The sequence below is a fragment of the Brevibacterium yomogidense genome, assembly GCF_016107685.1.
Classification (GTDB): domain Bacteria; phylum Actinomycetota; class Actinomycetes; order Actinomycetales; family Brevibacteriaceae; genus Brevibacterium; species Brevibacterium yomogidense.
Genome location: NZ_JABASY010000002.1, coordinates 31,824 through 58,043 on the forward strand (window position 1 = coordinate 31,824; position 26,220 = coordinate 58,043).

Sequence of the window (26,220 nt, forward strand, 5' to 3'; positions counted from 1 at the left end):
ACTTCGGAATGCAGGTGTTCCGGCGGCTTCCGCCTCGCGCATCCCGACTGATGAGCGCGGCGCTCCGCAGAGTTCCCGGACCGGCCGCCGAAGCGTCTTCCGCGTGGCTGAAGGGCGACGTGGCGAGCGCAGCGGACTTCGCGGTCGCGCGCCCTGCACGAGGGTGGCAGGCGCGTTTCCTGGGCGAACTCGCCGTCAGCATGGGTGATCCCGGTACCGCTCGAATGCGTGCCAACGCGCTCGCAGGTACCACCGCAGGTGCACGGCTCTCATCGCGGATCCTGTGGCACGAAGGACGGATGTCGGAAGCGGTGGCGGCTGCGCCTCCCAGCGCGATGCGCACGAGGCTGTCCTCGGAGCTCGCGGTCTTCCGGCCCGAATGGGATCCGTCGACCGCGGGGAACGGCGCGGTTCCCACGCCGCGGTCAGTCCCGAAGGCTTCCGTCCTCTTCGCCCTCACGAACTCTCTTCCCGTCACTCAGTCCGGGTACACGCTGCGCAGCCACGCGGTCCTCACCGCGGTGCGCGATGCAGGGCTCGGCGTGCTCGCAACTAATAGGACCGGCTACCCCACTGCTGTCGGCAGAGCAGTGCGATGTGATCGAGCGACGGTGGACGGGATCCCGTACCTGTACGACGTTCCTGCATCGCTTGGACGGACACCCGCGGCACGCCTCGACCAGCAGGCGAGTTTCTTGCGGCGTGCTGCTGAAGCCTCTGGCGCAGCAGTGCTCCATACGACCACACACTTCACGAACGGTCTTGTCGCCCGGAGCGTCGCCCGGGACCTGGAACTTCCGTGGGTGTACGAGGTGCGCGGCTCGCTCGAGGACACATGGGCCTCCGCACGAGGTGGGATGGAGCAGGATGCGCGCAACAGTGAGAGGTTCCAGCTCTTCCGTGCACGAGAAGCGGAAGTGGCCCGCAGTGCTGACGCAGTTGTCACACTGGGGCACACAATGGCAGCTGAACTTGTCGAGCGGGGAGTGGATCGCGAGAGGATCGTCGTGGCTCCGAACTCTGTGGGTTCAGAGGTCCTCGCGGCCGATTGGCAGGCTCCGGCATCTGCCGTGCGAGCGGAATTGGGTCTGCCGGCTCGGGGCATCTGGGTCGGTACGGCCGCCTCTGTCGTCGGTTATGAGGGTCTCGACGTGCTGGTCGATGCTGTCCGCGCGGCGCGGACATCGGGTGTGGACATCAGGCTCCTTGTGGTCGGGGACGGTGTCGATCTGCCGCACCTGCGCCAGCGAGCTGCAGACCTTGGAGACTCTGCGGTCTTCACGGGGCGCGTGCGGCCAGAACTCGCGCAGACGTACGTTCGCGGCCTCGACGTGTTCGTCGTCCCGCGGAAAGACGTCGCCGTGTGCCGTAAGATCACTCCGCTGAAGCCTGCGGAAGCCGGCGGTTTGGGACGCGCGGTCGTGCTGAGCGATCTACCGGCACTCGCCGAGGCTTTGCCAGCGGACTCGCGGCGTCTGGTGCGGCCCGAATCTGCCGAGGAACTGTCCGGAGCGCTGATTGGTCTTGCAGAAGATCCTGATGAACGGAAGCGACTGGGGGAGTTTGCCCGCCGGTGGGTGGAGGAGAACCGGACGTGGACGAGTGTCGGGGAGTCCTACGGGCGGATGTACGAAGAAATCGGAGCCGACGTGAGGATGGTGAGTCGATGAGCACGACGCACACGTTCGATCCGGAGACGGCCAGGAACGCAGTCTCAGTGCCTTCGTGGGCTCTTGGCCCGGTGGGGAGCAGGCTTCCTCTTGGCACATACATCGAACAGCTGTGGAAGAGACGCCACTTCGTCCTCGCAGAATCCCGGTCGAAGATTGCGGGGACTGCGAACAGAAATCTGCTGGGATACGGGTGGCTGATCCTGAACCCGCTGCTCAACGGTCTGGGCTTCTACGTGGTGTTCGGAGTGATCCTGCAGACATCTCGTGGGATCGAGAACTTCGTCGGCTACTTGGTGATAGGGGTGTTCTTCTTCCAGCTATCGATGCGCTGCGTCACCGGTGGAACCCAAGCGATACGTAACGGTCGGCCTATGATCCGTGCCTTCGCTTTCCCCAGGGCGGCGCTTCCGCTCACGGTTGTCGTGCGCGAAGTTCTCAACTTCGTCCCGACGTTTGCGGTGCTCATCGCGGTCCTCGCTGTGCTGCCGCCGGCAGAAAATATTACGTGGCGCGTGATTCTCATCGTGCCTGCATTCATCTGCCAGACGCTCTTCGCGTTGGGGTGTGCCTTCTTCCTTGCCCGCTTGGGGCACATCCTTCCGGATATCTCCAACCTTGTGAATGTGCTCGCCCGGTTCTGGCTGTACGCCTCCGGAGTGTTCTTCTCCATCGACAGGTTCGTTGATCATCCGGCATTGCAGACGGTTATGAAGATGAACCCGATGTACTCGTACCTCCATCTATACCGCGACGCGCTGCTCTACGGAGTGGATTCACCTGTCTGGATGTGGCTGCTGGCCGTAGGCTGGGCGTTCGTCTTCGTGATCTTCGGGTTCCTCTTCTTCTACCGAGGGGAGGAGTCCTATGGGCGAGCAGCCTGAGCGCCCCCAGATCGGTGGACCCGCAGTGGTAGTCGAGGACGTCAGCATGAGCTACACGGTTCGCACGTCCGCGCCCGGCGGCCGTGGACTCGCCGTCAGAGCGCGCAATCGTCTCTTCGGAAAACGCGAGAAGGTCGAGGCACTGCGGGGTGTTTCTCTTGTCGCGCGCCAGGGGGAGTTCGTCGGTGTCATCGGAGCCAACGGATCAGGCAAATCCACCCTGCTGAGACTCATCGCCGGTGTCGAACGTCCCGACAATGGACGGATTCTCGCCCGCCGGCAACCCACTCTTCTAGGAGTCAACGCGGCTCTCCAGCCCGCGTTGTCCGGGTCCGCGAATGTGCGGCTCGGATGCCTCGCAATGGGCATGTCACCTCGTCAAGCTGCATCCGTCCATGAAGAGGTGGTGCGGCTCTCCGCCCTGGGCGACGCCATCAACCGCCCGATGGGCGGGTATTCGTCAGGTATGGCGTCGCGTTTGCGGTTTGCGATCGCGGTGGCGGCACGACCGAAGATCCTTTTGATCGACGAGGCGCTGTCGACTGGCGATGCCACGTTCGCTCAGCGGAGCGAGGAGGCGATGGACGCCATGCTTGCTGAAGCCGGGACCGTCTTCCTGGTGAACCACGCGGCAAAAGTCATCCAAGAACTCTGTACGCGGGCCATCTGGATGCACGCTGGACGCATCATCATGGACGGCGATGCTGAAACCGTAGCGGAGAAGTATCGCTGGTGGTCCTGGAACGTTGCGAAGGGTGAGACCGAGGTCGCGAACAAGCTGTTGACTCAGGCCGTTGATGAAGGGTCGATGCAGGAAGTCCGTGTAGTTGAAGACCCTGCCTTCGAACGGAAGAGCCCGCGTCACGCTGCCCGAAACCGGTACACAAACGGATACAGGCCAGCCGCGGTCTGGCCAGGGCCCACGCCTACACCTAGCGGGAAGCCAGGTTTTGTAGAGACCGACATTCTGCCCGTGATCTCTGAGGTGAGCGTGCACGGCCAGCCACGCTCAGCCACGAGTCGGGAGCGTTGAAATGCCGACGGACTCGCCCCGTATAGATATCTGGGGTTCCTGTGTCAGCAGGGATACCCTTGAGCACATGCCTGATGTGACCGTTGGAGAGTACATAGCTCGACAGTCAGCGATCGTCACTCTGGGACCAGCTGCCACACTCGATGTACCGCTTGAGCTGCTTGACTCGAACTTTCAAAGGAGGATGATCACTGGAGACCAAAACGCCGATGTTGCTGAGCGACTAGAGACATCGGTCCCCGCTTTGGTCCTGGTGGACCTCATCGACGAGCGTCGAGGAGTGTGGCGGTTCCCCGGCAACAGGTTCCTCACAAATTCAGTTGAAGCGTATAAGACTGGTATAGACACGTGGGGCCCAAAAAAGGGAGGTCGGCTGATCGATTTCGGGTCGAACGAGCACTTCGAACTGTGGAAACAAGGCTTTGACGCAGTAATAAAGCGCGCCAGATCGAAGGGTGCTCCTGTCATGCTTCTGGATATAGCGTGGGCTGAAGCGTTTGATGGTCGACCTGTTGCACGCGGAGCGCGGTCAATCGCGGGAAATGTTGGACGACGAATGTGGCGCGGGGTACGAGAAATGTCGCGAGCGATAACGCGAGGCGAGCCGTTAGCCAAATCCGTCAGAAGGTTTATTTCGCCGGTGTCCTCTCGAGCCGAGACCCTCTCTTTGATCTCCCGACAAGCAAACCGGGACTCTCGTAGATACGTGCGGCATGCAGCCGAGAGAGTGGATAATGTGGTTGAACGGAAACCCGATTCGGTGAGAATGGACTTCGCTCATCGGTGGGGCATCGGCCCTTACCACTACCGTGCAGAAGACTATGTCTCAATTGCCGAGGACATACGACGTTTTGTGAAGGGTTAAGCCGACGATGCCTGAAAAATACAAACATAATCCGGTGATTATGGTCGTTTACGGCACGCGACCGGAGGCAATAAAAGTCGCGCCGGTCGTCCGCGGATTGACCGCGGCAACAGATCTGGATGTGAGCACGGTAGTAACTGCGCAGCACCGTGAAATGCTCGACCAGGTGAACGCCGATTTCGAGATCATCCCGGATTTTGATTTGAATGTTATGTCCCCCGGGCAGACTCTGAATCAGATTTCTTCGAGGGTTATATCCGGAATGGATGAACTCTACGCTGCAACCAACCCTGATGCGGTGCTCGTACAGGGAGACACCACCACCGTATCCGCTGCCGCGATAGCCGCCTTCAATCGGAAACTTCCAGTGATCCATCTTGAGGCTGGGCTGAGAAGCGGCGACATCCAGTCGCCTTTTCCCGAGGAAGCCAACAGACGTATAGTTTCCCAACTTGCCTCCTTGCATTTGGCTCCCACAAATAAGTCAATGGATAACCTTCTCCGGGAGGGAATTGATGCGCGCGATGTTGTGGTGACTGGAAACACAGTTATTGATTCTCTTAAGTGGGCCGCAGGAAGGCGCGCAAAGTTTACTGACCCAATGCTGTTGAGCCTCACCAATAGCGACACCCGTGTGTTGCTGCTGACGACACATCGGCGAGAAAATTTAGGCTCAAACATGGAAAGTGTGGGTAGGGCCGTTCGAAACCTATCTATACGATATCCCGATCTTGTCACCGTTTGGCCAGCACACAAGAATCCGCAGATTAGGAGAGCCATCAAACCAATGTTTGACGGCCTTCCGAATGTTCTAACAATCGAGCCGGTGGCTTATACGGAGTTCGCTCACCTTATAGCGCGTTCTGACATCGTGCTCACTGACTCTGGTGGAATTCAAGAAGAGGCTCCTAGCTTGGGTAAGCCAGTGCTCGTGCTACGAGAGAATACCGAGCGTCCTGAGGCTGTGGAGGCGGGAGCGGTTGAGCTGATCGGGACTAACGAGAAGCGCATTGTAGATAGAGTCAGTCAGCTGCTAGACGACCCGTTAGAGTATGCGCGTATGGCTAATGCAGTAAACCCCTATGGTGATGGATATGCCGCAGAGTACGCTATTGACGCGATCCGCGCCCTAGTGAGTAAGCGGTAGAAATATCGCAAGTATCTGGATTCCGGGAAAGTTACTGCGAGAAAAGTGCTGCGCGAGTAGGAGCAGCCAGCACGGGACGTAGTACTGAAACGCCGAAAAAGCCTGCCCAATGGAGCGTAAGTGTATCGGGAGTCTGTCGGTCACAGAAAGAAGCTTCATCGGCGGTATTGTTTAAGCGCCTCATCCTGAAAACGGGGTAAAAGTGGTCCGAAGCCTCGGTTGTCTAATAACGCTCGGGTGGTTAGGAGCTCAGGATGCGAAAGCCCAGCGGCGTGTCCTGGAGGCGCTCGAGTCGGCCGTCTATGGCCTCGGTCTACCCGTTACTCCTCCCGGTTTGGTCGAAGTACGCCAGCGCGTCGGCGGCTCTGCGTTTGGCCTGAGGTGCAAAGGTTTAGTGCCCCAAAGCCTTCAGAACCGCTCCTGCCTCAGCCGGGAGCTGCGACTTCGCGACGAGCTCTTGAGTGCCAGCTCAAACGGATACTAGCCGCAGCGGCTGTAGCACCTCCACGACTCGCTTCAGGCTCTCGCCGGACTCGTTCTGGATGTACCGGGCCACCGCCAAAGCTGTGACCTGACTTGACGCAGTGCCCTCTAAACCCAAGAGCACTGCGTCAAGTCAGGTTGTTCGGGGCCGACCTTTTCCTAGCCTTTCCGCAGGAGGGATGCGAGATACGCTTCGGTATGGGCAGATCAGAGGCGCTCGACGATCCTGCGCACACCCGATACTTCTCTACTATCTGCACAGCTATCGCACCGGAAGCGGTATTCACCTTGCACAGAAACGGGACCATGCGGCCAGCATGGCCACCTCGTCAGTGCCCCAAAAAAACAGGCTCAACCTCTTCGCCGGCGCCGATGAGTCCGTGAACCACGATTCAAAGCAAGGACCTGCTACTCAGGTAGGACGACAATATAGGCGTACAAAGAAACGATCGGGGCCAGTAACGGCGGTACCGAGCGAGTGAACGAGGCTATCTAGTTGGGACGGTGTATCGCTAGGGGCTTCCGCAACCCCCGTCAGTACCGACGCCGGATGCTGCTGCTGATCAGCGGCGGGCTAGATGCCTTTTCCCACACTCAACTCAAAAGAGCCCGCAATATCTAAGCGTCAAGCCTCCACACCCAGTCATGGTACGGGTCGGATTCGCTCCAAGATTCTCCATATCGCGCTAAAAGAAACTTGTGAAATCTTGCTGGCGCTGGAAGTGACGTGCCGCGAAGTTCGACGGATACTGGGTCGACAAACCAATCACGAGGGAGTAGCTCGACGTTCATTTGGGCCATATGTACAGGGACATTGGCAGTTGAGATGTCAAGAGGAAAAATATCGAGGACCTCCGATCGCTGATGGTAGGACACATGAGAGTTCATGTAGCCAGATATTCCAGAGACATTCCATCCGAAACCTCTAAGTCCCTGTTCAACGCGGAGCGCTGCATCCTCGAACGATTCACCAGGTTCGGGTCGTACTGTATAGAACAAATCTACATCATCATCATGGGAAATGAAGTCACTCTCTCTAACTGCGCCTAGGAGTGTTCCGTAAGCGAGCATTCCCTGGGAGCCCAGGCGGTGAAGAGAACTAATCAAGGCACGAATTGTGGAAATATAGCCGTCTGCATTCTCGCGGAGAGTACCCGATGGTACGACACCGTGTCGCGCAACCGCGTGTCTTGCGTCACCTTGTTTGACGCTTACATGTGAAATTTCGGAGGATAGCCTCTCAAGAGCGGCTCTCGTACGGAGGACTCCTCCAAAAGAAGCGATTCCTGATTTTGAGTTACGGTCCCGACGCACTTGACGGTATAAGCCGTGCGCAAGCACACGCCACTCGTCGCCCGACAATGGGCAAGCAGTCGACGTAGGTATTAGACTCGCAGCCGAAAGCCAGCCGTTTCGCGTCATGCATTCGGGGTCTTCATCCAACCGCTCGCGGAGCGCGTGTACCGTATCGTCATGCCACTTGTCTGCAGTGGCCTGTGTTGTTGGAATCCATTCGGGGAAAAGCTCTCCCGATATGCGATGCAATTCCGACATTACCTTTCGGCGGTAATCCAGCGAGCCAGAGTTATACACCTCAACCCACTCACCGCCGGTCAATAGGATCTCGATCGAGATTGACCGGGCACGGACCCCCCACTTATCTCGGCGATTGAAGAACTTTAGCCCGTTGGCGTTTAGCAATCCATCTGATGTGGCCTGCCACCATGGCTGGTACTCTTTTCCGGTGTGAACACCCGGAGACGTTTGTTGCATAGTGTGAGGCAACAAGTTGGTGTTTTTGCGACTGCTACTCTGGGCCACACTAATACGTGACGGTTCTAATGAAACCACCTTGCCATCTTTCGTTGGGAGAACCATGCGAAAGTTGACAAAATTCGGATTAGTATCTAAATTTCTTATGCGTACGCCAGCGAAGTCGGTGTCGACTGAGACTTCAAGGCAATCTGCCCATGTGCCGCCAATGTATCCCAGTGACGGAAGCATGCGCTTGAGCAGACGGACGTCGGTTTCAGCTAACTGCGTGTACAAGTTCCCTCACTAACATGACGAGACCGCTGCGACTGCCGTACTAGAACTTATGGCAGGCTTTCAGGTGGCCAGGGCAGTCCTTCAAGTGCGTCCAATCGCCGCGACTGTTTCGCGTCGTTCGGCAGTACCCGTTGTAAAGGTCGCGAAATAAAGGACCGATCCGTGAGTTCTAGAAAAGTGATAATCCCGGATCATCACTCAACCGGGGCGATGCGGAATACTGCCTTTGCTTCTTATGCTTCGATCCATTTCAGGACAATTCACGGCTTAAAGGGACAGGCGTTATAGAGACTATCCAAATCGATACTAATTTCTCGATCGTCAAACGCCAGTTCGGAAATGAGCGTTTTGGCGTGTAACGCCTGCCGGTGAAGCCTGACGGTCTGCGGATCGCGGAGTTTTCCCACACTGATCAAATAGTCCCAGTACTTGAATTCAAGTCCCTTGGGAGTGCGTGAGTCAAGCCAGGCATTAGGAATGCCATACGCATCAGCTATGATGAGACCGTGTAGCGACGTGGTAATAATTCGCTCGCATGCAAGGAAGTCGTCAATTACACCTTCGATGTCGTCGCGGCCTAAAAAAATCTTCTTGACACCAGGTATTGCGTGCTCATTGCGTTTTGCTTCCGACCAGCGGAGGACTATTCCAACCTCGTGGGTGACTTCCACGTTCGGATTGTAGTATCGTGGCACTAGAAGTGCCGGATCGCCATACACCCGGGGGCATTTAATCTTCGCTGTCTCAAGTTTGTTCCGAGTCAGGGGGCCCCTTACGGCAGTGTATTCTGCCGAGGGGTTAAGTTGACCTTTACCTTCAGTGCCAAACGATCCGGTGCCCCAAACGACGCTTTCGTCTGAGACGTGGCTGATGATCGACCCAATTGACACAAAGGATTTTTCTCCTCGCGGGACGTATTCAACCTGATCGCCAGAAATCTGTGCGGCTAGCCAGGGCGAAAGAAGATCGCCAAAATTTGGGGAATGAGTCCACCAGTGTAATGGCAGTGTGTTCTGAGTGGTAATTGTATCAGTCTCCATTAAAAAGTATGGCCTTCCTCTGTGGTTTGAAAGTGAGTATCCCCTATTAGATCTTTGAAGTGACGGACGGCCGATTCCGAGAACCGAATTGGATCGAATTGGCCGACTGCTACGGAAGGATCCGTCAGTATTCGGGTGATATCAGCTGCTAAGCCATCGGCGTCGTGGCTGATTAGCTCTCCGTAGCCCGTTTCGAGGGCTTCCTTTGTACCTGGCGTGTATGCCGCCGCTGTAGGGACGCCGAGCGACATTGCTTCAAATATTACTACAGGCTGTCCTTCATGCGTCGACGGGAGGACGAAGAGGTCTGCGCGCTTCATATGTGAGTATGGGTTTTCTCGCTGGCCGGTGAGCTTTATAGAGTCAGTCAAGTTGAGCTGTGAGATTCGTGTTTCTAGAGCAGCGCGCAGGATCCCGTCGCCGATTATGACGAGACGGGCCTGCGGATGCTGTTCTATGACTTGCGGCCAGCTTTCGACTAGAGACAGGAAGTTCTTCTCAGGTGACAGCCTTCCGACACTAACGACAATCGGCCCTGGTGCGGTAAACCAAGAAGCGAGGTCAGGGTCAACTGGTGACTCCGCGAGCGTGTGGATTCGGTCTGAATCGAGGACATTTGGTACCGCGTGAAACGGCGCGGAAGCCTGGAAGCCTGCGCGCTGTAGCGCTTCTTTATTTTCTGCCATCAACGAGCCAGACACCGATACGACGCCATCATAGAGTTTGTATAGACGAAATACCGCGGCGAGCTCCGGATACTTCGTCGACCATTCCTGAACAAGCTGATTGTGTTGCCAAATAAATCGCCTCGTTTTGGAGTCGCCGACGGCTGCGATAAAGCTGGACCAAAGCGATGCGTATCCATCGAACTCGATGGCGACTGAAGGGGCGAAACTGCCAAGTGTTCGGCGTGCATCGCGGCGCCAGGCGGTGGCCGTCAGTTGCTCGAGCGGCTGGCTAGTTGTTATGTCTGCGCTGTAGCTCCGGCCGACAGCCCACTGTTCTTCGGCAGTAGCCACTATGTCTCCTATACGGAATGCAAGATTCACATACTCAGGCAGACGGTGGAGGATGGTTTGCCTGTCTTCTTCACGGCGCATGACCGATGCTTCAACTACAAGCACTACACTAATTTGGTCCGGGTCAAGGTGTTCAAGAAGACTCAGCAAGGCGCTTGCTATCCCATTGGGGATCAAACTCGCATGAATCACTATCGTAGGACGAGAGCTTGATCTCGCGTTGGGTGGTTCCATCAGGAAATTGACTGCTCGTTGTGACGCTTGGCCATCCTCGTGGGACGCGAACCGAGCGATTGCATTTGCTGATTTATCTGACGGGGGAGTTTCTGATTCGAGTAGCTGAACCAGCTCTGTGCGCGTTTCGCACACATATCCAGGAAATTCGTCATACTCAAGATACAGCCCGCGCGAGGAAGTATAGTTCTCGAAGTCCGGCACATAATAGATTAGACGGTTGTGCGTCACCAGGAAGTCGAAACCGATCGAGGAGTAGTCTGTGATGAGAGTGTCGACGCCTGCCAAAAGATCATTGGTGTCCAACGTATGAGGGACAGTCTCCACCGGAAGATCGAGACTACTTACCAGAGATTCTGTCAATCGGTGGGCGCGGAATAGTACTTTGACTCCATCGATCGACGACATCGCTTGGAGGTCGTCTAGGAGCTGCTCAGTGTCGAATGTTCGATCGGAAACGCCTCCTCGCCATGTAGGCGCATACAACACGACGTGCTCGTCCGGCAGGATATTAAGCATGCTGCGAACTTGGTCGCGCAGCGAATCGTGGTCAGACACAAGTCTGTCGAGGCGGGGAGAACCGGTAAGTTTAATCGCGGCCGTGGCGTACCGATCGATTCGGTGTTCGTCTAGAATGGCCCATTTTGTTAACGAGTTTGGCGCAATGATGTGCGTTGCCTGAGCGAAGTTGCGCGCTATGTTCTCGTACTCGAGAAGTCCTTGACGCATTGAACGTCCCAGGGTTTTCAGCGGGGTGCCGTGCCAGGTATTCATATAAACCTGCCCGTCTCTCCGTAAGTAGTATGGAGGGAACGTGACGTTGTTCACTAGGAATTTTGCCGTAGCCAAATGCTTCAAATATAGGTCTGAGTGGATTTCGGCTAGTGCTACTCGGTAGTTTTTTGAGACCTCGTCGGGCACCTCGGCCTCAGCCGTGTACGACCAAACAAACCGAAAGTTGTCGAACCTGGGGTCGCTGAGCATAGTTCGGAAGAGTGCAAGAGGATGGCATCCGATAGATGCCCCATGATTGCTTTCGAATAGTACTGTTTTCTCGTCGAGTGGGAGGTCGTCCATGAACTGCGCGAATAGGCTGCGGCACCGTCTTGTTTTCGGGGCTGTGTGGGTGCTTAGGTTTAAACCGTCTGGGAAGCGAACATGGCGAGATTGTGATAGCGCCTGCAGTGCAATCTGTTTATCTCCAGATTCGAACTCGTTCTTGGAGAAGTTTGACAGGACGTTGTGGGGTGGTGTCGCCGTGCGGTACTCGATTTCGCTGTAGAGCGCGGCTGCTGCCTCTTTATCGCCCTCTTTGAGGTAGTGCTCGGCTTCTGCGTTCCAACTCCTTGGGTCTGTCGGCCAGAGTTGGCGCCGATTCCGGAGGGTGTCTCTTAGGTAGGTGCTGGTCAGGGAATGGAGAAATCTGGTGTGTTCGCCTTCGTGGTCGGGCGATATTTGCGTGTCGCTGGTCGTGAGGGACTGTTGTAGCGCCTCGTGAGCAACTTCTAGCTCGCCTGCTTTTCGGGCGGCTTCGCCGAGCCGGTACCACCAGTGGGATCTATTTGGTTCAAGCTGTAGGGCGCAGGCATAAGGGCCGAATGAGTCGCGGTAGGATCCAGATCGTTCCAGGGTTACGCCGAGCCGGTAATGCCTATAGGCAATCTGGTCAAAGGAGTCGAGGGATGTTCTGAACCAGCTCTCCGCTTGTTGCCAAAGATATTGGCGGTCGAACGCGTGGCCTATTTCAAACTGTATGTCGGCTCGGTGCTTTGCGTCGCGTGTAGACTTTAGCGTGCTACGAAGGAGATTTATCGCTCCTTTCCAGTGTCCTCTGTCAATGAGATAAGCGCCGGGGCCTATGCGCGCTGGTCGACCGTTATCGTCGGCGGCGGTACTGGTTAGAAGATTGTTGGCCTCCGAATCGTGACCCACTTTGAGCAGTTGAAGAGACAGCGTTACTTTCTGGGAGGTAGTAAGCTGCTTTATCGCTTCAGCGGCGCGAAACTCGTCGATAGCTTCAAAGGGGTACCCCATCTTTGCCGCTAGGACCGCCCTGGACGTTCTCCATTGCGGATCGTCATGGCAGTATGGTGCCCCTTCGCGCAATGTTTGAAGCCGCTTCCACATCGGCGCGTTTGCTTCTAAGGTGTATATCGCGGTATACGCCTGCTGGGGAAGATGGTTATTGCTTATGGCGCGATAGTAGTGTGCAATCGCCGCATCTTCCTGCCCCGTCGCTGCAAGAGTCCGTGCCAGACGGAAGCTAATCGCTGGGTTCTTGTCGCCGAGAAGTGTGGCTCGGTTGTACGCTTCAATGGCCTGGGTGTAGTTTTTCAACCGCTCGTGCGCGAAGCCGAGTTTGTAATATGCTTGTGGGTTTCGGGGACTGCGGTTCGCTGCATATTGAAAGGCGTCTTTGGCTTTGGACGTCTCGCCTCGTTTTAGACATAAGTCGCCGTACCTGAGCGCGGTTTGAGTAGAGGGGCGCGTTTGGGTGGTGTACAGCAACTTTAGGTGATGGTTGGCGCGGTCTGTGCTTCCCGCCCTTGCGTACAAGCGACGGAGAAAAGAGTGTGCTGCGGACCGTATTGGCGCGTCCATCCGGGAGTTGCGGTCTCGATTATAGCTCATATTTCGTCTTCCGTGCTGTTGACGTTCTCGGCGAGGGATGCGCTTGTGCTCGCGAGTGGGCGGGTGAACAATTGCTTGATGACGATTCCTGTTGCTGGCAAGACCTGTCCGAAATGATGTCCGAGGGCGGACTCGCGTCCGGTCCCTGGTCTGGACAACTTCGGGCGGGCCTTCGATTAGCCCGGTAGCTCACTACGTCCGTCGTGTATCCGGCTCCGAGGAGGCTTGCAGCTTCTGGGCGAGAGGGGTTCGGTGCCGGACGCATCGCGAGTGTTTCAACGCTCTGCGCCGGTGCTGAGCTAGTTGTTGAAGGTTGCGCGACGTCTCCTTTGGGTTCTGCACTAGTAGAAATGATCCGGACCATTTGTGCGCCGTTCGAAGCCTGAGCAGTCTTGTGGTCTACGTACTTCCCCGGCTGCCGTTCACGTGCGGCTGTAAATAGTTTACTCACTGATTTGCCTCCAAATTGACGAAGCAAGTCCTGATCGGTGTTGCGCATACGCGTGGTCTGTATGGCAGGTGCAGGTAGAAGAATTCCGCTTTAGATTGTGAGAGTTGGAAATCGACGAAACGGCTGTTTTTCTGTTGCCTGACGCAATCGTGTTGGGGTATCGAATGTGTTTGTTTTTGATGGCGTTGAGTCCGTCGTGGTAACGAGTTGTCTCGACAGGGCGTTGTGCGAGCCTTGTACGCTTGATCAGCGTGAAATGTCCGTAATGGGGCGGATGGCACGCGATCGGTCGATGCATGATCTCGCCTTTCCTTTCGGGAGGTGGGCGCCCTGCTTCCGTCGTTGATCCAAAGTTCGTGCAACGGAAGGGTGCCTACTGTTTTCCTATGCTGAACGTTACTCGCATGCGTATTGCATCGCATCAAGCACCCATTTGCACACCCATTTGACGTTTTCACGAGCGGTAGTCTCTTCTGCGTTGTCCTTACCCACTGTCGCAAGCGCAACTTGCACCAGGTGCTCGAGATCTGACTGAGAGCGGGAGAGCGGAAGTCCGGGGTCGTCCGGCCAGCGTCCGTAGAAGCCTCGCTCGACGTCCCGATACCACTCGAGATCCGGGGCGTGGACTATCATCGGTCGTCCGGTTAACCGGTAGTCGAAGAAGATGCTCGAGTAGTCGGAGATCAACATATCACTGGCGAGCATGAGGTCCTCCACATGTGGGCAATTGCTGACATCGATGACCCCTGGTCCTTGCGCCCGCAGTCCGTTCATGTGGTGGCTGCGTACCAGCACCCAAGAGTTAGTCGCTGCGGCGAGGGCTACCGGATCCATCAGCGCGCTTAACGCCTCATCCCCGGCCGCATCGCGCATCTTTTCTCGCCACGTCGGAGCGTACAAGACGGTTCGCTCAGTCGGCGAGATCCCGAGCTCTTCGCGGACTCGAGCTCGTCCCTGGGTGCCCTGGTCGAGGCGTACAGCCCGAGGTAGCTCGCCGAGCCGAACAGGGCCCTCGTAGCGTAAGGCCGAGCGGAGCCGCCGCTCTGACTCAGCATTTTGAGCGAGCAACAGATCCCACTGAGTTGCTTGGCGCTGCATCAGGCGTCGGTACACCAAAGGAGTGAAGTCGGGAGGGGCGTCGAAGATGAGGCGTTTAATGGGTGTCCCGTGCCAAGTTTGCAGGATCTTTTGGCCAGGTTGTTTCTCGAACCAGTGCGGAAAGTTGTTGTTCGTGATGAGCACTTGTGCGGTACGCAAGGACTCGAACCACTGGGTAGAGCCGACGACTAACGGCGTCGCGCCTGTCGGTACTGGGACCGTCCCATCCTTAACGGACCACCACAGAGGTGCATCCGTCATAGGGCGTAGCGAATCGAAGATCGCCCTAGGGTTATCGCCGGAGGATTTCCCATTGAACGATTCAAAGAAGACACCCGGTTGGAGTGGCGCTGGTCGCTTAGTGATCAACCGGGTGCGACCCACTCTGGTCCGCTCAGCTGCCGAAAGCGGGGCTCCGAGCGACACCCCGAGTGCTCCGCCTCGGTGTGGGTTCAGGCGCACGCTCCGACACGGGCCCTCCAGGTATTGCTCGCGTTTGCGCAGAGACCGTCCAGCGCGACACCAACCTTGTGGGTCCTCCTGGTCTGTTGCCGACCACCGGACGAAGTACCCATCGGACGCTGTCGTTTTGTCAGCGATGTTCAGTTCCGCAACCCAGCCGCCGGCCTTCGCAGGGACCCGCCGCAAATGCACCTTCGCCCGCGAGGAAACGAGCCAGATTGAAGGAGTAAGGTTCGGGGGGTCCACGCGCCCGGAGAAGCGAGCCGTACTGCCCTTCACCGTGACTTGGTCGACCGTGATTCGAGTTGAGCGCTTCTCGACTGTTACGTGGCCCTCACGAGTCGGAATCGCGCGCACCGCGGACGACCGGGCCGCTTGAGCGTCGCGATCCCAAGAGATCGGGTACCGGTGCTTCCCCACATGTAGGCTCACGGTGTAGGCGCGCTCACCGCGGTAGAGGGTGCCCGCTGGCATCGATGGCAACGGCAACCGGATGCGTAGCCGTTTGCCGTCAATCTTGACTTGCCCTGCCAAGTTTTCGTCCTGAAGCTGTGCAACTACTTTTACGGAGTGCAACGGCATCTCGTCATCTTGACACTGCACCTCGAGTTCGAAGTCTGAATCGTGCGACCTAGCTCGCACCAGGACGAACGGGGAGACTTCGACCCGAGTGATCTGTGCCGTGCCGTCGCCCGCAGCAGATAGCGCGAACTGCCGGTCTCCGCGAACCGGTCCCAGGCGATAGTTTAAAGAGGTGACAGGCAGGGGGACCATTGCTTGAAGCTCGTATCCAGCAATCTCGGCGCGAACCTGGATGCGCTGGGAGGGAACGTCTCGCAGCGGAACGTCCGCACTTATACCTGCATTAGTGTACGAACGCCATGGATCGTTCGCTCTGTCGTCGGCCCACCGTGCCTTAATCCGTCTGGTCGTGGCAGAGGGCCCTCGGATCTCGTCGTCGCCAATCGCTGCGATGTGGAGGCTCAACGGTGTACGTAGCGGGTCGAGCCCAGCCACGTGCGCTTCGGCTCTGAGCTCCAGGGTGTGGGCGTCTGCGAAGCGCAGCTTGCGAACAGTGCAAACCAAACGAACGTCTCGCGGAGAAAGACGTCGGACGTAGGTCGGAACCCCGGCAAGCCGTTCGAGGAGCGGGTGGACACAGCGAAGCTCTCCGGTCGCCTCATCGATTTCGAGCGGGACAGCGCTGGTCTCTTCCCAACGAGTGGCGAGTACGTCGTCGAGGACCTCAGGATCGGAGTTGCTCAGCGCCCATACTGTGATCCTTTCCCAGAACGATAACGCGCGCCAGGTGTCCTCCGACATTTCAGAGATTAGGTCGACGCCGACGAGTGCAAGGACCTTGCGGAATTGAGGTGCCGCGCTGGGGGCTTCCTCTGCATACATCATAAGGTCCCGGCCTAACCAGACGGAGAGGAGATGTTGGCGGACCTTGTGTGTGGCCCCTAGTTCGTCGAGCCTCAATCGGAGGCGATGGATTACGGTACGCCTATCGGTGAGGTCCGTCAGCGTAGACTTCGACTGCGATCTTGTAATGCGCCCCTCGGGCAAACGCCACGAGTACACGTCGATATCAAGAACATCGATACTTCGTGCTTGCAGTGCTGCGGCGAGACTGGGTTCTTGATCTTCGTAGTTTACGTCTTCCGGGATGGGGCTAACCTTCGAGCGCCAGAACGACGTCCGGTATAGCCCGTTCCAAAGTACGGGCTCATCGAGGATATCCGGGAACTCGTCGACGTTGATCCCGACCCGTTCATACTTATGCACGCGTGCACTGAGGGAAGGGCGGTGTGAGCCCATTGCACTGTGGCGACGGTAAGCACCCTTAATTACGTCTGACCCGCTACGGCGAGCGGAGTCGACCATCGCTTCGAGCGCCCCGGGGAGCATGACGTCGTCCGCATCGACGAATGCAAGATATCGCCCCTTTGCTACCTCGACCCCCCGATTGCGTGCAGCACCGGGACCCCGCTGTTCACCAGGCAAGGTGCGTACTCTGCGGTCGCGGTCAGCGAGTTTGCGGACTATACCGCGAGAGTTGTCTTGGGACCCGTCGTCGACGACGACAACTTCGACATCGCGCAACGACTGGTTCAGGACGCTGCGCACCGCCGCCTCGATATACGGTTCAGCGTTAAGGCACGGAATCACGACAGTCACCATTGGGCGGCGCATCCGACGCCATGTTGTTCTCGCTGCCTCTAATAGCCGCTTAGGCGGGCCTTCTCGACACACCAGGATCACTCTAGGCCGGCGGAGCGGGAAGGCAGGGTGGTCGCCTGCTCAATAGACGCTCCGTGATGGACGATGCTCACCAAATCGCGTGGGGCTGCGCAGGTGGTGTCGATCCAGTATGTGAGAGCGCTTATTTCGGCGAAGCCTTTGAAGAGCTCGGGATCCTCGTCGAGGGCGACGCCAACCCTAGAGGTCTCCGCTATACCGCGCTTCATGAGAGTTCTGCAGATGCTATGCCAGTCCCCGCGGTTGGAATAAGGCGTGAGTGCGACGACGGAGATCTCCCGGCGACCCACTGCCGACCGCACGGGGTGCCGCGCCTCTGTATCACCCACGGCTGGTGATTTGGCTCGGTGCGTGGTGGTCGTGTCGTTGTCTAGCGTGGGCGCCGACATCTCAGGTGAGGACGAACGCTGAGAAAGGTGCTTCCGCGACCCGGGGAAGCCGTGCTCGCGGAGGTGCCACAATTCTCGACGGAGGTCGGTAAGGTCCGCCACTTGGTCTCCTTCCTTGGTGTCTGAGGCACGGAACGTCGTTCCTGAGTGCTGGCTGAAAGACAGTACAGAGATTACCGCAATTCAGGTTCAGTTTCAGAACGGTCGAACACTCGGTGGTTGCTCTCGTTGCGGACGGCCGGCATCCGATCGTTTTGGCTGTAGAGACGCTAGTGAACCCCGCCCCTATACTTGTGCCCGCTGTGCATCGACAGCGGCGTTGATCCCTAGACTTTCCTCCAGACACACCAAAGGCGTGAGCGTGAACCAGTCCTCCGAAGCAGCACCGCCCAGCTCACACGCGTCCGTCACTGACGGAGTGACTGAACCGGGCGCGTTCGAAGTGCCTGACAGACGGCGCCGGCGAAAGGTCTGGCGGAAGATTCTCGGCGTTCTTCTCGTGCTCGTGCTGCTGAGTGTTGCAGCTGTCGCCGCTTACGTCTGGTACCTCGGTCGGCTGTGGACTGACAACTCGAACCAGTTGAGCGATGAGGAGATCTTCTCCGGAGAAGCTCCTGTGGCTGAGAAGGGGGACGCGCTCAACGTCCTCCTTCTCGGCTCCGACGCGCGGTCGACAGATGTCGACTATTCGGAAGACGCTCGGGGTAATCGCGCGGACACCATCATGATCATGCACATCAATGGTGACCGATCCGGTGTGCAGGTCATGACGATCCCGCGTGACACCTGGGTGGACATCGAGGGGCATGGTAAGGCGAAGATCAACGCCGCGATGAGCTACGGTGGGCTTTCTCTTGCTACCGATACTGTGAGCGACTTCATCGGTGCGCCGATTCATCACGTGGCAATCATCGACTTCGACGGCTTCCAGGCCTTGACTGACAGTGTGGGCGGTGTGGACGTCGAATCGGAGCAAGCATTCGAGAGTGACGGGCACTCTTTCTCGCAGGGGGCTAATCACCTCGGCGGCGACGAGGCACTTGCTTTCGTGCGGGCACGGAAGAACTTCGCTGACGGAGATCTGCAGCGCGGCCGCAATCAGCAGGCATTCCTCCGAGGCCTCGCCGACAAGATTGTCACTGCGGATACTCTCGGGAACCCCGGCAAAGTGGCCGGCATCGTACGAGACTTCTCCCCATACATGACTGTTGATGACCGGCTGACCTCGTCGAAGATCGCTGGTCTTGCTTACGAGATCCGCGACGTGAGGCCAGGTGACGTGCAGTTCTTCTCGAGCCCGATCGGAAGCGCAGGTCGTTCGGCGGACGGCCAGTCAATACTCACAGTCGATGAAGAGGGGCTCGAAGAGGTCCGCGATGCGTTTTCAGAAGACACCGTCGACGATTATGCGGAGACCGCAGGGGACGTGCATCTGTGAACGTGGTCGGACGACGTTGCTCACGGTGCGAGCGAGGCTCAGAAGCCTTCAGCAGCGAGCCTGGACACCTCTGCCGATGAACCATTGATGAGTGCTGAGCGCAGCGTCGTCAGCGCCTGAGTGTCGAAGTCAGCTGTCACCTGACCGTCTGCGGTGCGCGATGACACTGACGGAACCATGATGGCAGTCACGTCTTTGCGAGAAAGCCCCCGCAACTGTGTTGCGACATGAGTGATCGCTGATGACGTGAAGTTCGGTGTCTTCTTCATGCCTCGAGTCATGTGGTCGAGGATGCGGGTAAGTGACGGAGCGTCCTTTGCCAACTTGCGCACGTCGATCGTGTTGAGGAGCGCGCGGAGAACGGCCCGCTGGTTGCGGGTTCGGGTCTGTTCTGCATCGTCGACCGGGTCAGCTGCACAGAACGTATAGGTGGCTGCGCCGTCCAGGTGGTTTGTTCCTTCTGTGAACGTCTTCCCAGCTGACGTGAACGTTCTGCGACTGTAGGTCGGAAGAGGGCCGATTTCGTCGATGAGACCAATGAAGCCCTCCCAGCTGAGTTCCACTACATGGTCGACACGCAGTCCCATGAGCTCTTCGACGATTGCGACTCCCACTGCATTGCCCGACTCGTTGACGAGGTCTCGTACCGTCGACCCAGCCTCGACGTGCGTGTGCAGGTTGAGTACGAAAGCGTTGATTGCGTCGCGAGACGCAGGCACATGCAGGACAGCGAAGATGTCTGCGTCGCTCGTCGTGCCTCCGACTATCCGCAGAAGGAGTGTCTGCGCGTCCGTGCCTTCGAGGCGAACGTCGTCCGGTGGGAAAGTATCGCCAGCCGTGAGATGAGTGGTTTCATCGAGCTTGGCTCCAAGTCTCTTTGCTTCTTTCAAGGAGCCGAGCAATGAGAACGCACCCCGCAACTTCGCCATCTCGACTTCAGTTCCTTTCAGCATGCGAATGATTTGCAGTACCTGAGGGTACCGGATTCATGATTGCGCGCGTCATCTCGTTCATTGCTTGAGGGGGAGTTGGCACACGACGGTTTGCTCATGCGACGGGGTGCTTTTCGAGCAGGCGTGTCTCGCCCCGAGCAGGCTGGCCGAATATCGGCTGAACGCTCGATAGAATTTGGGTGCCATTCACGCCACAAATGGACGGAGCCCGTATGTCCTCAAACACGACCGCATCACAGCACAACCGCAGTGAGGTCGACGAACTCGTCTCGCTGCTCAAACGACTCGCAGAAGACGGGGGAGTGCCGGCGGACACTCCTGGCGCCAACGGGCTGCCCGCGTGGCGTGAAGACTATCCCTACGACACGAAGCTGTCCCGCAAGGAGTACGAGAAGACGTAGCGCCTTCTCCAGATCGAGCTGCTCAAGTTCCAGCTGTGGGTGAAGGCCACCGGCCAGAAGATCGCCATCACCTTCGAAGGTCGCGACGCCGCCGGCAAGGGCGGCTCCATCAAGCGCTTCAACGAACACCTCAACCCTCGTGGCGCCCGCACTGTCGCGTTGGCCGTGCCGAGCGAGCGCGAGCAGTCCCAGTGGTACTTCCAGCGCTAGTCGAGCACCTGCCCGCTGCCGGTGAGATCGTCTTCTTCGACCGCTCCTGGTACAACCGAGCAGGCGTCGAACGCGTCTGACATGGCCTCACGTGACAAGTGGGACGAGTACACGAAGGCCAAGGACGCCATGTTCTTCTACACGGACACGGCGCACGCACCCTGGACCGTCGTGAAGTCGAACGACAAGAAGCGCGCCCGCCTGGAGGCGATGCGCTACATCCTGTCGCAGTTCGACTACCCGGACAAGGACGTCTCCGTCATCGGCCGGGTCGACGGCAAGATCGTGGGACGCGGCAAGGACATCTACGAGAAGGGCGAGAACACGGGCGCGGCAACCTTCCCCGTCCTGTGACCCACGCCTGAGAGCTTCAGAGGCTGATCAAGAGCATCGTCGCCATCATGACGACGCCAGAGCCCACCAGGGTGAGCGACGTGTAGCCCAGGATGTCCCGCATCTTCAGACCCGCGATCGCGAGCACCGGCAGCGCCCAGAACGGCTGGATCATATTCGTCCACTGATCCCCGTACGCCACCGCCATGATCGCGATCGACGGGTCGACACCCATCTGCTGCGCGGCATCCAACATGATCGGCCCCTGCACGGCGAACTGCCCGCCGCCGGACGGGACGAAGAAGTTCACCAAGCCGGCTGAGAGGAACGCGAGCATGCCGAACGTCGTGGGGTTGGCGATCGACACGAATGCGTTCGAGAACACCTCGATGAGACCGGTCACGGTCATGATGCCGAGGATCCCCGCATACAGCGGGAACTGCAGCAGGATCTCACCGACATTGGAGGCAGCCTTCGCCGTGAGGTGAATGATCTCGAACGGGTTGCGCACCAGCAGGAAGATGAGCGTGAGGAACGACCAGTTCACGATGTCCAGTGTCAGCGTCCCACCGCTGGAGAAGTGGATGACCAGGTAAGCGGCCAGGGCCAACCCGACCAGCGTCGTGAGGACGCGGGAGGCGTCGATCCGGTCAGCGGGAGTCTCGACGTCCTCGGCGGCGGGGTCGTAGGTATCCGAGCCCACGTCCGCCGGCAGCTCGATGACCGGGGCGTCCTTCTTCGGGGCGATGAAGACGAACACGACGGCCATCACGATGATCACCGCAGCCGCGGCAGCCATGTTCCACGCAGTGAAGGTCGTCTCCGTCACCGGAATGATGCGGCCCGCAGCCTCGTGCATGAACGAGTCCTCCGTCGCCGCAGTCAGCGGGCCGGACCCCGAATAGCCCATGTGCCAGACGACGTAGCCCGAATAGCCGGCGGCGACGAGGAGGGGGAAGTGGACCTTCACACCTCGGGCTCGGGACTGCACGGCGACCTCCCGCGCCAGCAGCACCCCGACGACCAACCCCAGCCCCCACGTGATGAGACTGGCCAGCGCAGCGATGACGAAGACGAACGTGTAGGCGACCACAGGTGAGCTGGGGACCCTCGCCAGGCGCTCCAGCAGTCGCCGCACCGGGCTGGTGTTCGCGAGCATGTGGCCCAGCAGCAGGATGAGCGCCATCTGGGTCATGAAGGCGAGCAGACCTGAGAGGCCGTCGCCCCAGCCCTGGATGATGTCGACAGGGCCGGAATCGGTGAGGACCAGCGCCAGAACGGCGACGATGATCGTGAGGACGATCGCGAACACCAGAGCGGAGGGGATCCACCGCTCCAGGAAGCTGTTGATCGGGCGCATGAAACCGCGTGAGGCCTGCGCATTAGTAGTGGGCGTGTGCTGAGACATCGTGACTCCTTCGATTCGGCGACAGTGCCGACGCAGGTGACAGACCAGCGGAAGCGGCGGGCCGCCTCACCTGTGAAGTCTATGTGAGAGTGCTTCGCGGCGTACTGTGATCGTCATGCCGTGGACAGAAGCGCACGCGAAGGCGATGGACGACGAACTGCGCAAGGCGGACCACCGGAAAGTGGACCAGTGGCTGCGCGAGCTCGATTCCCGCGGACAGGTGGTGTTCCGGACGAGCATCGTGAAGGTGCTCCTCTTCGCGATCGGGAGCTGGGCGTTCGTCGTCCCCCTCGTGGCGGCATTCCTCGCGATCGACCGCTCGGACTGGCTGCTCTTCGGTGACCCTTCGGGGACAGCCGGAGAAACTGCGCAGTCCATGTTCGTTGTTCTCATCCTCGTGGTGGCACTGCTCCTGTTCGGGGCGGCGGCGATCCTGTCGACCGTCGTCGTACCGCTCGCACGGCCGCGCACGATAGTCACTCCACGCGACGTGCGCTACGTGTGGAGCCTGCCGTGGCGCGACGGCACCGTCTTCCACTGCCTCTGGCAGGACGTGGTGGCGGTACGCGTCCGTCACACACACCTGAGGTGGCCGCTGCCGGAAACGCTTCACCTGACCATCGAGGCTCGTGCTGCTGTAGCGAGTCGACAGCGGGGGAGCAGGCGGGCGGAGGGTTCGTCGGGTGCGGATGCCGCGAACGGTGGGGCGACGGTCACGGGTCCCGTGACATGGATGCCACGGCACCACAAGCGGGACATCCTCGCCTTCCTCGTCGCCCTGCACGTGAGGACGATGAGGTCGCGGCAGGGGTAGGAGTCTGGTCTACTCTCGAAACGTGAACCAGAATCCGGACCGCCCCGCAGCGCCTTCGCCGGAGATGCAGAAGGAATTCGAGAAGGTCCGTCCCCAGGTCGTCGCCAAGTGGTTCGACGAGATGCAGCGCTCCGGTCACGTCGTCCTGCGCACCAGCGTTCTCAAGACTGTGCTGTTCGCACTGATCGCGTGGGCCATCGTCGCGTTCATCGTGGTGACGTTCTCTGCAGTGCCGATCTCCACGTGGATCCCGTTCAGTGGATCGGGCGGTGGGGGAGTGCTCCAGTTCCTCTTGGGACTTGTCTTCGTCGTCGGACTCCTGCTGTTCGGCTTCGGGGCACTGCTATGGACCTTCGTCTTCCCCGTCGTGCGACCACGGATGATCGTCTCCTGGTGGGGCGTCCAGTCGATCGGCTGGACGCCGGGCGGCGCATTCACACTGTTCTCCGCACCATGGGCATCCATCGTGCGGGTGGACGGAATGATCGTCCCCACCAGGCGGCCCTTCCCTCCGACCCTGCACGTCGTCCTCACCGCTCACGCCAGTGGCGTGCAGCGCGCACCGTGGATACGGGTGCGCAGCAAGGGCCCGACCGTGGTCTACGGCGTGAACACCATGCTGCGCGGACGGCGCCGGGAGATCATGGCGTTCCTGATGAACGTGCACGAAACGGTTCGATCGCAGAGGGATGATGCGTAGGCTGGGTCACGTGACCGACACTCCTGCACCCTGCCCCTGCGGCGGCTACCCGACCGGCGCCGCTTTCGCCGACTGCTGCGAACCCGCACTCACGATGCAGACCTGGCCGCCCACCGCCCAGCAGCTCATGCGCTCCCGCTACACCGCGCACGTGCGCGGCGACGGCGACCACCTGTTCCGCACCTGGCACCCCGCGACCCGACCGGCGGAGACCGCACCCGAACCGGGCAACACGTGGACAGGGCTCACCGTGGAGGCGGTGACGGACGGGGGCGTGCAGGACGACAACGGGGTCGTCGAATACACCGCACATTTCGTGGGCGCGGACGGTGAACCGGACGAGCTGCACGAAGTCGCCCGCTTCACCCGCCGCGCCCGCCGCTGGATGTACGTAGGCCCGGCCGACATCGTGTGAGTGACATGCGGGTGCGAGTGAGGAGAGCGCAGTGAAGAATGGCAACGCATCGTTCTGGCTGGACACGACACGGGACCTGACCCGGCAGCGCCCCCGCATCGACGGGGATCTCCACGCGGACGTCGTCATCGTCGGCGGTGGATTCACCGGACTCTGGACCGCGTACTGGACGAAGAAGGCCGACCCGTCGAAGCACGTGGTCATCTTCGAACGCGAGCACATCGGCTTCGGCGCATCAGGTCGCAACGGCGGCTGGATCACCGGCAAGACCGTCGGGCTGCGCAACAAGCTCGCCGATAACGGCTTCACTCGTGCCGACGTCCTCGAGATGGAGCGGACCTGTCAGCGCGCAGTCTTCGAGATCGACGACCTCATGCGGGCCGAAGGCAAGGACATCGACGCGGCACGCGGCGGCTGGATGCAGATCGCCCGGTCGGACAGTGAGCGTGAGCGGCTGAAAGACCACCTGGCCACGGACCGCGAATGGGGCCTGACCGAAGACGAAGTCCGCTTCCTCGACGCTGCGCAGACACGGGAGCGGGTCAACGTGCCCGGCGTCCGCGGGGCGATCTACAGCCCCTACTCCGTCCGCTGCCACCCCGCGAAGCTCGTCTACGCCATCGCAGAACTCTGCGAGGACCTGGGCGTGACGATCTACGAGAACACCGCGGTGGTCGACATCGACGACGGAGTCTGCGCCACCACGCGAGGCTCCGTGAGCGGTGACGTCGTCGTCCTCGCCACCGAGGCGTACACGGCGGATCTTCCAGGACGCAAGCGCAACCTCCTACCCATGATCTCCTCCATGGTCATCACCGACCCGCTGCCCGACGAGGCGTGGGAGACGATCGGGTGGGACGGCAGCGAATGCATGAGCGGCGCACAGCACATGTACTTCTACTCGCAGCGCACCGCCGACGGGCGCATCGCGCTGGGAGGACGAGGCGTCCCGTACCTGTTCAATTCGGGCTTCGACCACAACGGTGAACTCGACACTGCGACGATCACGCAGCTCACCGATACGGTCCAGGGCCTGTTCCCCCGTGTGCCGATGACGTTCGCCCACGCATGGAGGGGCGTGCTGGGGGTGCCGCGGGACTGGTCCCCGTTCATCGACTATGCGAAGCACCGGCGGCTCGTCCAGGTGGGTGGATACGCGGGCCAGGGCGTGACCGCGTCCTATGTCGCGGGGCGGATCGTCGCGGACCTCGTCCATGAGCGGGAGACCGAGCACACCGCTGTGCCCTGGGTCCGTTCGATCCCGCGCAACTGGGAAGTCGAACCGCTCCGCTGGATCGGGTCCCACGCGGTCCGCATCATGTACGGGATCGCGGACGGCATCGAGCACCGTCGCGGCGGGACGAGGACCTCCCGGATCGGCTCACTGGCGACGAAGATCTCCGGCCGGTCCTGACCGACCGGGGCGACCCCGACTGCGGGTGTCAGACCTCCGGTGGGACGCGCCGGCGGCGGGTCGCCAGCGTGACGAAGGCGAGGATGAGCGCCAGCACACCCACGCCCATGCAGATGTAGCCGACCATCGTCAGATCCATGACGTCCCAGCTGTCGCGCACCGCGAAGCTGAGGATGGCGCCTACGAGGATGAGAAACACACCGACTCCGAAGCCCATGGTCCGCTCCTTCCGTTGATCGCGGATACTCGTCCTTCATCCTTGCATGCAAAAGCCCCTGCGACTACAAGTTCACTTGCTCTGGTTCCGCAAGCGGACATGCCAGGCGCGGGTGGCTTGAAGTGGCCGTGGGTCGCGCGTAGGCTCCCCGAGGTCCGCCCCTTGGCGGGCCATTCCACAGCGAGCGAGAAATGAGTGTG

General features: G+C 59.5%; 18 protein-coding genes and 1 pseudogene. 11 read left to right on the forward strand and 8 right to left on the reverse strand.

The genetic code is table 11. From position 1 onward, the window contains the following. The first annotated feature begins 50 nt into the window (after positions 1-50). The 5 genes from JFC09_RS04585 to wecB are packed head-to-tail and all read left to right on the forward strand — an operon-like array spanning position 51 to position 5,599. Positions 51-1,670 (forward strand): glycosyltransferase, encoded by a 1,620-nt coding sequence (locus JFC09_RS04585; RefSeq protein ID WP_198392840.1) that lies wholly within the window; start codon positions 51-53, stop codon positions 1,668-1,670. After that, positions 1,667-2,554: an ABC transporter permease gene (locus JFC09_RS04590; RefSeq protein ID WP_198392841.1), complete on the forward strand. Its 888-nt coding sequence runs from the start codon at positions 1,667-1,669 to the stop codon at positions 2,552-2,554. The genes JFC09_RS04585 and JFC09_RS04590 overlap by 4 nt, the downstream gene beginning before the upstream one ends. After that, complete coding sequence (locus JFC09_RS04595) at positions 2,538-3,587, forward strand: ABC transporter ATP-binding protein (protein WP_198392842.1); 1,050 nt, start codon at positions 2,538-2,540, stop codon at positions 3,585-3,587. The genes JFC09_RS04590 and JFC09_RS04595 overlap by 17 nt, the downstream gene beginning before the upstream one ends. 1 nt (position 3,588) lies before the next feature. After that, a complete protein-coding gene (locus JFC09_RS04600) occupies positions 3,589-4,452 on the forward strand; it encodes a DUF6270 domain-containing protein (protein WP_269770464.1) in 864 nt (287 codons plus the stop codon). Positions 4,453-4,459: 7 nt separating this feature from the next. Continuing rightward, positions 4,460-5,599: a non-hydrolyzing UDP-N-acetylglucosamine 2-epimerase gene (gene wecB, locus JFC09_RS04605; protein ID WP_198392844.1), complete on the forward strand. Its 1,140-nt coding sequence runs from the start codon at positions 4,460-4,462 to the stop codon at positions 5,597-5,599. Positions 5,600-6,700: 1,101 nt separating this feature from the next. Here the strand turns inward: wecB and JFC09_RS17055 are convergent. The 5 genes from JFC09_RS17055 to JFC09_RS04630 form a co-directional block, all read right to left on the reverse strand. After that, on the reverse strand, positions 6,701-8,086 hold the full coding sequence (locus JFC09_RS17055) for a LicD family protein (RefSeq protein WP_408610950.1): 1,386 nt from the start codon (positions 8,084-8,086) through the stop codon (positions 6,701-6,703). A 305-nt stretch (positions 8,087-8,391) separates the two neighbouring features. After that, positions 8,392-9,171: a polysaccharide pyruvyl transferase family protein gene (locus tag JFC09_RS04615; RefSeq protein WP_198392846.1), complete on the reverse strand. Its 780-nt coding sequence runs from the start codon at positions 9,169-9,171 to the stop codon at positions 8,392-8,394. Beyond that, entirely contained in the window at positions 9,171-12,932 is a 3,762-nt protein-coding gene (locus JFC09_RS04620) for a glycosyltransferase (protein ID WP_198392847.1), read from the reverse strand. The genes JFC09_RS04615 and JFC09_RS04620 overlap by 1 nt, the downstream gene beginning before the upstream one ends. A 970-nt stretch (positions 12,933-13,902) precedes the next feature. Then, positions 13,903-17,262, reverse strand: coding sequence for a bifunctional glycosyltransferase/CDP-glycerol:glycerophosphate glycerophosphotransferase (locus JFC09_RS16855; protein ID WP_332839652.1), 3,360 nt, complete (start codon positions 17,260-17,262; stop codon positions 13,903-13,905). 65 nt (positions 17,263-17,327) lie between these two features. Beyond that, complete coding sequence (locus tag JFC09_RS04630; protein WP_198392849.1) at positions 17,328-17,819, reverse strand: hypothetical protein; 492 nt, start codon at positions 17,817-17,819, stop codon at positions 17,328-17,330. Between the two features lie 259 nt (positions 17,820-18,078). Here JFC09_RS04630 and JFC09_RS04635 point away from each other — a divergent pair, with 259 nt between their 5' ends. Next, the gene (locus tag JFC09_RS04635) at positions 18,079-19,155 is read left to right on the forward strand and encodes an LCP family protein (protein WP_332839653.1); all 1,077 of its coding nucleotides are present in this window, start codon (positions 18,079-18,081) and stop codon (positions 19,153-19,155) included. Between the two features lie 38 nt (positions 19,156-19,193). Here JFC09_RS04635 and JFC09_RS04640 read toward each other — a convergent pair whose 3' ends face one another. Beyond that, positions 19,194-20,108 carry an LCP family protein gene (locus tag JFC09_RS04640; RefSeq protein WP_198392851.1) on the reverse strand — a complete coding sequence of 305 codons (915 nt, stop codon included), beginning with the start codon at positions 20,106-20,108 and terminating at the stop codon, positions 19,194-19,196. A 212-nt stretch (positions 20,109-20,320) separates the two neighbouring features. On the opposite strand from JFC09_RS04640, the pseudogene JFC09_RS04645 reads away from it, so the two are divergent. After that, positions 20,321-21,073, forward strand: a pseudogene (locus JFC09_RS04645) (polyphosphate kinase 2). 16 nt (positions 21,074-21,089) lie between these two features. Here JFC09_RS04645 and JFC09_RS04650 read toward each other — a convergent pair. Further along, positions 21,090-22,460, reverse strand: coding sequence for a short-chain fatty acid transporter (locus tag JFC09_RS04650; protein WP_198392852.1), 1,371 nt, complete (start codon positions 22,458-22,460; stop codon positions 21,090-21,092). 115 nt (positions 22,461-22,575) lie between these two features. On the opposite strand from JFC09_RS04650, the gene JFC09_RS04655 reads away from it, so the two are divergent. From JFC09_RS04655 to JFC09_RS04670, 4 genes are read left to right on the forward strand one after another with little or no spacing between them, the layout of a single operon-like run. Beyond that, positions 22,576-23,274 (forward strand): hypothetical protein, encoded by a 699-nt coding sequence (locus JFC09_RS04655; RefSeq protein WP_198392853.1) that lies wholly within the window; start codon positions 22,576-22,578, stop codon positions 23,272-23,274. Positions 23,275-23,296: 22 nt separating this feature from the next. After that, positions 23,297-23,974 carry a hypothetical protein gene (locus tag JFC09_RS04660; RefSeq protein ID WP_198392854.1) on the forward strand — a complete coding sequence of 226 codons (678 nt, stop codon included), beginning with the start codon at positions 23,297-23,299 and terminating at the stop codon, positions 23,972-23,974. Between the two features lie 10 nt (positions 23,975-23,984). Next, positions 23,985-24,389, forward strand: a complete 405-nt coding sequence (locus JFC09_RS04665; RefSeq protein ID WP_332839654.1) for a YchJ family protein — start codon at positions 23,985-23,987, stop codon at positions 24,387-24,389. 31 nt (positions 24,390-24,420) lie between these two features. After that, positions 24,421-25,803, forward strand: coding sequence for an NAD(P)/FAD-dependent oxidoreductase (locus JFC09_RS04670; RefSeq protein WP_198392855.1), 1,383 nt, complete (start codon positions 24,421-24,423; stop codon positions 25,801-25,803). A gap of 28 nt (positions 25,804-25,831) precedes the next feature. Here JFC09_RS04670 and JFC09_RS04675 read toward each other — a convergent pair whose 3' ends face one another. After that, a complete protein-coding gene (locus JFC09_RS04675) occupies positions 25,832-26,020 on the reverse strand; it encodes a DUF6458 family protein (protein WP_198392856.1) in 189 nt (62 codons plus the stop codon). Between the last annotated feature and the right edge of the window lie 200 nt (positions 26,021-26,220).